The 10,343-nt window shown below is 42.7% G+C and carries 8 protein-coding genes; 3 read left to right on the top strand and 5 right to left on the bottom strand.

Going from position 1 to position 10,343, the window contains the following annotated elements:
• Positions 1 to 274: 274 nt before the first annotated feature.
• Positions 275 to 619, top strand: coding sequence for a hypothetical protein (locus tag AB4238_RS16205; RefSeq protein ID WP_372034357.1), 345 nt, complete (start codon positions 275 to 277; stop codon positions 617 to 619).
• 33 nt (positions 620 to 652) lie between these two features.
• Here the strand turns inward: AB4238_RS16205 and AB4238_RS16200 are convergent, their stop codons facing one another.
• From AB4238_RS16200 to ppsA, 5 genes are all read right to left on the bottom strand, one after another.
• On the bottom strand, positions 653 to 1,066 hold the full coding sequence (locus tag AB4238_RS16200; protein WP_372034355.1) for a PliI family lysozyme inhibitor of I-type lysozyme: 414 nt from the start codon (positions 1,064 to 1,066) through the stop codon (positions 653 to 655).
• A gap of 56 nt (positions 1,067 to 1,122) precedes the next feature.
• The gene (locus AB4238_RS16195; RefSeq protein WP_372034354.1) at positions 1,123 to 1,542 is read right to left on the bottom strand and encodes a MarR family winged helix-turn-helix transcriptional regulator; all 420 of its coding nucleotides are present in this window, start codon (positions 1,540 to 1,542) and stop codon (positions 1,123 to 1,125) included.
• Positions 1,543 to 1,698: 156 nt separating this feature from the next.
• A complete protein-coding gene (locus tag AB4238_RS16190) occupies positions 1,699 to 2,133 on the bottom strand; it encodes a DUF1285 domain-containing protein (protein ID WP_372034353.1) in 435 nt (144 codons plus the stop codon).
• 74 nt (positions 2,134 to 2,207) lie between these two features.
• Positions 2,208 to 5,258 carry an FAD-binding and (Fe-S)-binding domain-containing protein gene (locus tag AB4238_RS16185; protein WP_372034356.1) on the bottom strand — a complete coding sequence of 1,017 codons (3,051 nt, stop codon included), beginning with the start codon at positions 5,256 to 5,258 and terminating at the stop codon, positions 2,208 to 2,210.
• Positions 5,259 to 5,398: 140 nt separating this feature from the next.
• Entirely contained in the window at positions 5,399 to 7,768 is a 2,370-nt protein-coding gene (ppsA, locus tag AB4238_RS16180; protein ID WP_372034352.1) for a phosphoenolpyruvate synthase, read from the bottom strand.
• A 126-nt stretch (positions 7,769 to 7,894) separates the two neighbouring features.
• On the opposite strand from ppsA, the gene AB4238_RS16175 reads away from it, so the two are divergent.
• The gene (locus AB4238_RS16175; protein WP_371994028.1) at positions 7,895 to 8,707 is read left to right on the top strand and encodes a pyruvate, water dikinase regulatory protein; all 813 of its coding nucleotides are present in this window, start codon (positions 7,895 to 7,897) and stop codon (positions 8,705 to 8,707) included.
• A 364-nt stretch (positions 8,708 to 9,071) separates the two neighbouring features.
• Complete coding sequence (locus tag AB4238_RS16170; protein ID WP_372034351.1) at positions 9,072 to 10,133, top strand: 3-deoxy-7-phosphoheptulonate synthase; 1,062 nt, start codon at positions 9,072 to 9,074, stop codon at positions 10,131 to 10,133.
• Positions 10,134 to 10,343 lie beyond the last annotated feature (210 nt).

Here is a 10,343-nt window from a genome sequence, read left to right as displayed (position 1 = left end):
TCACAATATGGCTGAAAGCTTAATTTTAGAGGGGCGCAGAGAAAGAACTTTCCCCAGAACAGTAAAACCTAGGCCTCAAAGGTATGCCAAAAATAAAAATGCCGTTCACATTAAGTGAACGGCATTAAAGCAGTTGCTTGGCTTTTTTTTGACTTTTTATCTGCATGTTTCCAACTACATAACCGCTTTTCATACAACTTTCATTTTTCCATACTGGCAAACGTCATATTCCTCTGCTTGAATTAAAGGCCCTAGGGAAATAGTGGATCGTCAAATGGTTTGCTTTAAGTATGATCTCAACCACGAAAATATTGAATTACAAGCGAGTAATTGGTGTGGCTTGGAACAAGCCTATGTCAACGGCAAACGAGTCTCTAGAAAATTAAACTTCGGCCATAATAGCGAACACCAAGTCGTGCTTAGAGATGGTAAACCTGCAAGGCTGCACCTCTTTTTTGATCCTGCCACCGAGCAGCTCATATGTAGGATCTATAAACAAAATAACTTAGTTGCAAGTTTAAAGCAGGGGAAAAGAGAGTTATATCGAAGTCGGCTAATGAGCCAGCAGAGCATTTTAGCTTTAGGGTTATTGGCAGTATTCCTACTTATGGTTAGCTAGTAAAAACTGCCAATCAACGCTATCGAGTCACAATCAACAAATCTCAATCTCATTAGACGTAACGCAAATCAACTGGCTTGCTTGATAATTGCCGCTGCCAGCCGTCACTGTTGTAATCGATAGCTTTTGCTTATCGTCACCATTCTCAATTAAAACAGCCTTCACTATGGTGCCGTCACGGGGAAAATTAACAGCAGCAACAAAATCACCTACGTTAAGATCTTTATAAAGCTTAACGCTAATGCTACCAATAGAACGAGGCTCTAAACGCCCCTCTTCCACGACTAAGCTTGACCCATTAGCCAACGCTATTGATTGAATAAATCCAGCGCTTTGACTGACTTGCTCAACGAATTTGACTGCTGGCTTTGTTTTCGACTTATTAATATTGACCGAACAAGCAGTGACAGTGAAAGCTAAAATGATTACGACGAAAATACGGTACATGATAATTCCTTTTAAAAAGAGTCACCAACAGGCAAAACTCAAAATTTCGACCCATTCTAATCTGAGAAGCGATTAATTTTATTGATTAAGGCTAAGAATTCGGCTTGCTCTTCAACAGTTAGGTTTTCCAAAAACATCTCGTTGACCCGCTCAGCCTCACGAATAAGGTCTTGCTCTAACGCTTTACCATTATTAGTGAGATATATATTGAATGCGCGGCGGTTATCAAGGTCTTGCTGGCGAGTAATGAGTTGCTGCTGTTGCAGTTGATCCAACAGCCTAGTCATAGTGTAGTTAGCGACATCACAACGCTTTGACAACTCAGTTTGAGTCACCCCCTCTTCCTGCCATAGCGAAAACAGCACAGGCCAAAGTTTAATGTCTAGATCATAGCGTTTAAGCCTCTGATCTAACGCATTTTGTAGGTCAACATTCAGATGTGAGACCAAGTAACTTAAACTTTCAAATCGATTCAATCAGCACCTCCTAAGCAGCTTAGCGGTTCATTTAATCTTATCACTTACGCTAAAAGAAACTAGCCTTAGCAATAGCTAATTATTGATTATCAATCAAAAAGCTTATAAATCATAATCTTGAAAATGTTAATTCGAGTTCATACTCAAGCACACGCTTTAGGCTATAAACTCATTTATAAATCGATAGAAACAGGCTCGGTTTAACTTAGCGACAAGCCCTCTTTCTAGCTGCAGCACAATTTTATTGTCCGTTACGGTAAAAGCATCAAAACTTGCAAGCTCATGTTCAGTGCCAATACTTGATATAACTTCAAAAGTACCCGCTTGCTTTGCATCATAATCAACGATAACGAGCGCTTCACTCACCACGTTAACTTTTAGTTTTTCCACAGGCGTAATTAAATAATATTGGCCTTCAACCCTATGTAAAATACTGGCAAACAGTTTACTGAACTTAAGTGGCAATTTGCCACCACGATAGTACCAGTCGCCGTTGTCTGTGATCTCAAAAATCGCACTAGCATCACATAAAGGCGCACCTTGATTCAGCGAATTGAGTGCTTCTGTCGCGGTTGCTATTTTTGAGGTCATCTAAAAGTCCTCTGTAACCCATTCCATCTTTAAAGACAAAAAAACTAGCCAAAGGCTAGTTTTTCATATTCGCTCTAGAGTAAGTTTAACAAAGCTTCTATTGGATGCTTAGGTTTAAAACCACTAAAGCGTTTTACCTGACTTCTACAAGAGTAGCCTGATATAAGTACTTGTGAAGGCGGCAATTTTGCAAGGGTTTGCTCCCAGGACATTGCATAAAGCGTTTTAGAGCGTTCGAGGTTTTCAGCCTCATGACCATAGGTTCCTGCCATGCCGCAACAACCGAGACTGACCGTATTAAGCTTGGCGCCAAAATGTTCAAAAATACCTTTCCACTCATTGGCGGTATTGGGCTTTGCTGTCGACTCTGTACAATGACTAAACCAAGTAAACTCATGGTCGTCGTTCGTACTGGTTGTGACTTCAGCCTGAGGCAATTTCTCAATAACATCAAGCAACCACTCATTCGCTAGCTGCACATGGAAGTCGCCTCTCGCGCCGCCAAGTACTTCTGCATATTCGTCACGGTAGCAAAGCACTAGTGCAGGATCAATGCCCACCATTGGCATATCTAGCTTAGCAACTTCATTTAAGAAATCAGCAGTCGACTTTGCCGTTCGGGCAAATTTATCTAAAAAACCTTTAATATGGATTGGTTTACCATTTGGCTTGAATGGCAGCAATATAGGTTTAAGGCCGAGCTTCTCAATAAGCTTTATAAAATGCAGTACAGTGCCTGCTTCATAAAAACTATTGAAGGGATCTTGCACAACTAGCACATACTGACTGCGATCAGATGCGGGGATTTGCTGTAATGCTGCAAGATCATAACCTCGACTTGCATGCCCTTCTAGGCGCTGCTTTAAAGTTGGCACCGACAGTGCTGGAGCATCAACGTAACCGAGCGACTTTTTAATCACCCACTTACTCAAGCTATTTTGCGATACGGCATTAACCAGTTTTGGTGCTGATGCCATTAATGGCAGTGAATCTTCGATACCAGCAACTAAGTAATCTTTTGCTGGTCGTAAGTAACGCTGATAATAAATATCAAAGAATTGCGCTCTAAATTTTGGTACATCAACTTTAACAGGGCACTGACTTGAACACGCTTTACACGCTAAGCAGCCCTTAAGCGACTCCATCACTTCATGGGAATAGTCATACTCTTTATCTATTTTTAGGCTGTTTTGCGCTCTTTGGAGCCAACCTAAAGGCTTAGCACGAGCCAGCTCATTGACATCAATACCTTCAGCTTCAAGTAAACGTAGCCATTCACGCATTAACCCTGCGCGTCCTTTCGGAGATTGAACTCTATCACCGGTAACCTTAAAAGATGGGCACATGGGTGAATAATGGCTGTAGTTAAAACACAGGCCGTTACCATTGCAATTCATCACATCAGGAAAGGCGTTACGAGTCTGAATAGGGATCTGTCTGTCAAAACTACCGCGCTTAACACTGTCCACATTGTAGAGCATCGGTCCACTATTTTTAGGAGCAACCAACTTACCTGGGTTAAGTTTATTGCTTGGATCAAATAATCCTTTTACCTCTTCCAACAAGCCATATAAGTGCTCACCAAAAACCGCAGGGCCATATTCACCGCGAACACCTTTGCCATGCTCGCCCCACATCAACCCGCCGTATTTAAGTGTTAAGTCTGCGACTTGATCTGAAATCGTCTTCAGTAGCTTTTCATCATCTACATCACACATATCCAGTGCTGGACGCACATGTAAAACCCCGGCATCCACATGACCAAACATGCCATATTGCAGTTGATGGCTATCTAACAGCGCTCTAAACTCAATAATAAAGTCGGCGAGTTTCTCTGGTGGCACAGCGGTGTCTTCTGCAAAGGCTAAAGGTTTGCGTGCACCTTTTGCGGCACCTAAAAGACCAACGGCCTTTTTACGCATAGCATATATGGTGTTAATGCTATTTCTGTCAGAGGTGACTTGATACCCTAAAAGCCCTGCCTCTCCCTGCTTAAGCTGTTTAGTTAACATTGTTTCAAGCAGAGTGAGCCGGGCTTCAACATCAGCTTTTTCACCCGCAAACTCAACCATGTTCAGGCCGTCAATTTCTTTACCAGGTACGTCGGTGATGAGTGATGACACTGAATGCCAAATGATGTCCTCTTTGGCGAGGTTAAGCACCTTTGAGTCAACGGTTTCAACAACGGTTGCATTGGCTTTAACTAAGTCAGGAGCGTGACGCAGCGCTGACTCAAACGAGTCATACTTTATGTTAACCATCATCCGACAAGTTGGTAGCGGCGTAATGTTAAGCTTGGCTTCGGTTATCACCGCCAGAGTCCCTTCGGAGCCAGTCAATATTCGCGAAAGATCAAATTGCTCTAGCTGTTCATCCCAAACATTTTTAAGATCGTAGCCAGTCAAAAAACGGTTCAATTTGGGAAAACGTTGATCTATCTGCTCACGGTTGTCTTTGCATATTTTGGCAACCGTTGTCAGTAACTGTTGACCAAGCTCATTGTCAGTAATCCCACTCACATCATCGAGTTCTGCCTGTGTAACAGGCTTAGTTTCAAGCTCACTGCCATCAAAGAGTATGCTGGTTAAGCCCAGCACGTGATCTGAGGTTTTACCGTAAACTAATGATCCCGCGCCTGAAGCGTCAGTGTTAATCATTCCACCTAAAGTGGCACGATTTGACGTTGATAAGTCTGGGCTAAAGAAAAAACCATGGGGGCGCAAAGCATCATTTAGCGCGTCTTTCACTACACCAGCTTGTACTTTGACCCAGCCTTCGGCCGCATTCACTTCTAAAACCTGATTCATGTAGCGCGACATATCGACAATAATGCCATGGGTTAACGACTGCCCATTGGTGCCTGTACCGCCGCCTCTTGCACTAAAGACCACTTTGCTAAACTCTGGTTGATTGGCAAGTGTTAACGCAACTTGTACATCATCAGCGTTCTTAGGATAGATCACTGCTTGCGGCAAGAACTGATAGACCGAGTTATCGGTAGCTTGAGCTAATCGAGCACTATAGCGAGTATCGATATCGCCACTAAATTGACCATCCTCTAACGTTGATAGATAGGAAAGGTAAACAGGTTCAAGCGTTTGTTGGTGTGATAACTTCGGTAACATGGCGGCTTCTGTCAATTATTATTCTTAAGTTTATGCCGAACATTATAAACAAAAAAAAGCCGCTAAAAAGCGGCTTTTTTAATGTTTTTAACGAAATGTTAAATCACGCAGATTTAACATCCCATTTTTACTGGCTTACGTTAGCCATGTGCTTCAGCTAAGTATAACCAAGTATCAATCACGGTATCTGGGTTTAACGATACAGTATCGATACCTTGTTCAACTAACCAAGCCGCGAAGTCATTGTGATCTGATGGACCTTGACCACAAATACCGACGTATGCGCCTTTTGCTTTAGCCGCTTTAATTGCCATGGCAAGTAGCGCTTTAACCGCATCGTTTCGCTCATCGAACAGGTGGCTGATAATACCTGAATCACGATCTAGACCAAGTGTTAGCTGGGTTAAGTCATTTGAACCGATAGAGAAACCATCGAAATGCTCAAGGAACTGGTCAGCAAGCAGTGCGTTTGATGGAAGCTCACACATCATGATAACGCGTAGGCCATCTTTACCGCGCTCAAGACCTTCCTCTTTAAGCAACTGAATGACTTGCTCAGCTTCGCTCACTGTGCGTACAAATGGGATCATGATCTCAACGTTCTTAAGACCCATATCATTACGTACACGCTTGATTGCTTCACACTCTAGCGCAAAACAGTCACGGAACGATTCAGAGATATAACGGCTAGCTCCACGGAAGCCCAACATTGGGTTTTCTTCCTCTGGCTCATAACGGTCACCACCAACAAGGTTTGCGTATTCGTTTGACTTAAAGTCAGACATACGAACAATCACTTTTTTAGGGTGGAATGCTGAACCGATAGTCGCAATACCTTCAACCAAGCGAGCAACATAATACTCAACTGGCGAGTCGTAACCGGCGATCATCTCGTGGATCTCTTCCTGAAGTTCAGCCGTTTGCTGGTTAAACTCAAGTAGTGCCTTTGGATGAATACCGATCATACGGTTAATGATGAACTCAAGACGCGCAAGTCCAACACCTTCGTTTGGCAGACGAGCGAAATCAAATGCTCTGTCAGGGTTACCGACATTCATCATAATCTTCATCGGAAGATCAGGCATTGAATCAACACGTGATGAAATCACTTCGAAATCTTGCAGACCATTGTAGATAAAGCCAGTGTCACCTTCAGCACAAGAAACAGTCACTTCCTGACCATTCTCAATGCGTTCAGTTACATCGCCACAACCAACCACTGCAGGAACACCTAATTCACGAGCAATAATAGCTGCGTGACAAGTTCGTCCACCACGGTTAGTAACAATAGCACTTGCGCGCTTCATGATTGGCTCCCAATCAGGGTCTGTCATGTCTGTTACCAGTACATCACCAGGTTGGATCTGGTCCATATCGTCAATTGACTTAAGGACTTTAGCAACACCTTTACCAATCTTGTGTCCGATTGCACGGCCTTCACAAACAACGTCACCTTGAGTCTTAAGGTGGTAACGCTCAATAAGCTGTACATCTTCACGAGAACGAACAGTTTCAGGGCGAGCTTGAACAATATACAACTTACCGTCGTTACCGTCTTTTGCCCACTCGATGTCCATTGGACGACCGTAGTGCTCCTCGATTGTCATCGCCTGCTTAGCAAGCTCTTGTACTTCTGCGTCGTTGATTGAGAATTCACGACGCTTATCAGCGGCGATATCTTCAATCTTAACTTGCTTACCGTGGGATTCATCATCTGAATACACCATCTGAATAAGCTTGCTACCAATATTGCGGCGAACAACCGCTTTATGGCCAGCAACTAAACTTGGCTTATGAACATAAAATTCATCAGGGTTAACCGCACCTTGAACAACCATTTCGCCTAGACCGAATGAAGAGGTAATAAATACCACATCATTGTTACCAGACTCAGTGTCCATAGTGAACATAACACCTGAAGATGCCTTATCAGAGCGCACCATACGCTGAACACCAGCAGAAAGTGCAACACCTTTATGGTCATACCCTTGGTGAACTCGGTATGAAATAGCTCGGTCGTTAAACAAAGAAGCAAATACATGCTTAGTTGCTACGAGTACCGCTTCATAACCTTTAACGTTTAGGAATGTTTCTTGTTGTCCCGCAAAAGATGCATCCGGCATATCTTCTGCAGTAGCTGAAGAGCGAACCGCAAAAGATGCGTCACTGGTTTCAGCGGCAAGTTTGTCGTAAGACTCACGAACGACTTGCTCAAATTCTGGATGGAACGGGGTATCGATAACCCACTGTCTAATCTGTGCACCTGCTGTAGCGAGTGCATTCACGTCATCTACATCTAGAGTTTCTAGAATCTCGTATATCTTCTGGTTAAGTCCGCTTTGTTCAAGAAATTCATTGAACGCAAAAGACGTTGTCGCAAATCCACCAGGCACTTGAACACCTGCATTTGAAAGATTGCTAATCATCTCACCAAGAGAAGCGTTTTTACCGCCGACCTTGTTGACGTCACCCATGCCTAATTCTTGATACCAGAGTACGTATTGCTGCACAGTTCTAATCTCCGCAAGTATATTTTAGTGTGGCTCTTCACACGAGAGCAGCGGCATTTTACACTCCCCAACAACAAGCGTAAATGTATAATTTTATTTGTAATTTTATTACTACAAGAGGTCAAAATGTTGCGTAAAGTATTTTATATCTCAGATGGGACGGCGATCACAGCGGAAGTGTTTGGCCATGCAGTACTAAGTCAATTTCCCCTTGAATTTGATGCACTTACTATTCCGTTCGTTGAAACAGAAAAAAAAGCTGAAGCCGTTAAGGCTCAAATTAATGATTGTTTTATTACAACAGGTGAGCGACCACTGGTTTTCCATTCTATCGTCAAACCAGAGATTAGAGACATCATCTATAGCAGCGAAGGACTCGATTACGACTTTTTGAACACATTCGTTGCACCTTTAGAGAAGCAATTAGGCATGCCTGCAACGCCAGCTTTACACCGAACTCATGGTAAAACCAACGACAGTTATGAAGCGCGTATAGAAGCGATTAACTACGCAATGGAAAATGATGACGGCCAAACCATGAAGCATATGGACAAAGCTGACCTTATTTTATTGGGTGTATCTCGCTGTGGTAAAACCCCATCGAGCCTATACCTTTCAATGCAGTTTGGTATAAAGGCAGCAAACTACCCTTTCACAGAAGATGATATGGATAATTTGAAGCTTCCTGAAGCATTGAAGCGCAACAAAGACAAATTGTTTGGCTTAACCATTGATCCCGTTCGTTTGCATGAGATCCGCCAAAGCCGTATGTCGAATAGTCGTTACTCTTCACTGCGCCAATGCAGGACTGAGGTGAAAGAGGTAGAAATGATGTATAAAAGGGAGCGTATTCCGTTTGTAAATACCACCAATCATTCGGTTGAAGAGATCGCGACCAAGATCTTAGAAGCAACCAGCTTAGAGCGTCATATGTTCTAATGCTGATAATGAATGAAGGCTTTTTTAAAGCCTTCATTCATCGAAACATGAAGACATTTGGCCTCGTGCTGGCCTTTTTGTTGATTAAAAATAACTATCCACTGTGTTTTTTTGAATGAATAACACATAACCGCTGCTTATTTTCCTACTTCCTATGCGCACTAACCAGTGCTTACCTGCACAACAACTATATAAAGCTAATCAAGCATTTCAGCACTACTTATGCATAACATAAATCAAATAGTTGCTAATAAGAGGCAAATTAGCGCTAAATTTCCGTTATTTGCCACTGTGCATAACGCTATGATTCGTTATAATCCGAAGTAATCAGGCAAAAAGCCCATACGAACGCTCGGTATTGTGAATGACCATTAAAACAGACGAACTACGCACCTCACTTTTATGTAAGGTAATTTCACCTGCACAACTCGCTTCTGAATACCCTTTAACTCAAAATGCTGCTGACTATCTCGTTGAGCAGCGCCGTGAAGTAGAGGCTATTATCAATGGCGATGATCAACGATTACTCGTCATCATCGGCCCATGCTCAATACATGACACAGAAGCAGCACTCGATTACGCTCAACGTTTAGCAAAGTTACATCAACAATATAAGGATGATCTATGTATCCTTATGCGTGTCTATTTTGAAAAGCCACGTACTACGGTTGGTTGGAAAGGACTTATTTCTGATCCCGATTTAGATGGCAGCTTTAGCCCTAATAAAGGTTTGCGTAAAGCGCGCCACCTTTTGCAGCAGATCACTGAACTAAAACTACCTATCGCAACAGAATTCCTCGATATGGTTAATGGTCAGTACATTGCAGACTTGATCACTTGGGGCGCGATTGGCGCACGTACTACAGAAAGCCAAATACACCGTGAGATGGCGTCAGCACTTTCATGCCCAGTTGGTTTTAAAAATGGTACTGACGGTAACATCGATATTGCCGTTGATGCAGTACGAGCAGCGCAGGCTCCGCATATCTTCTACTCACCAGATAAAGATGGTGCAATGGCAGTTTACCGTACTCATGGTAACCCTTATGGACACATTATTTTACGTGGTGGTAAGCAACCGAACTACCATAGCGAAGATATAGAAAAAGCCGCTACTCAACTAGATAGTGTGGGTGTGACTCAACGTATGGTTGTCGATTTTAGCCACGGTAATAGCCAGAAGAAGCATAAACAACAATTAAACGTTGCTGATTCAATTATGCAGCAGATGGCCGCGGGTTCAACAGCCATTGCAGGCATCATGGCAGAAAGTTTTATCGAAGAAGGCAACCAAAAAGTAGTTGCTGGTGAAGAACTTGTATACGGAAAGAGTATTACCGATGCCTGTATTCACTGGGAAGATTCAGAAAAATTACTAAGTGATCTAGCTAAAGCATCCAGAGCCAGAATTAATTTACTAAAGTGATTTAATACCAATCAGTATAAGAAGTTGATCTACTCAGAGCGTTTTTGGCAAGCTAATTCAAGGCAGGCTAATTCAAAGTGAGTAATGACATAATGGTTATTCCCTTATGAGTTTATTCAACGTAGAAGTAGCAAGCCAAAAACACTCCTACAGGCGAGTTTTAGCGGCTCTGATGCTGCGTTAATGAACTTGAACGTAGAATAACTATGC

The organism is Shewanella sp. 10N.286.45.A1 (genome assembly GCF_041470405.1).
Lineage (GTDB): Bacteria > Pseudomonadota > Gammaproteobacteria > Enterobacterales > Shewanellaceae > Shewanella.
This window is presented reverse-complemented; position numbering and strand designations above follow the sequence as displayed.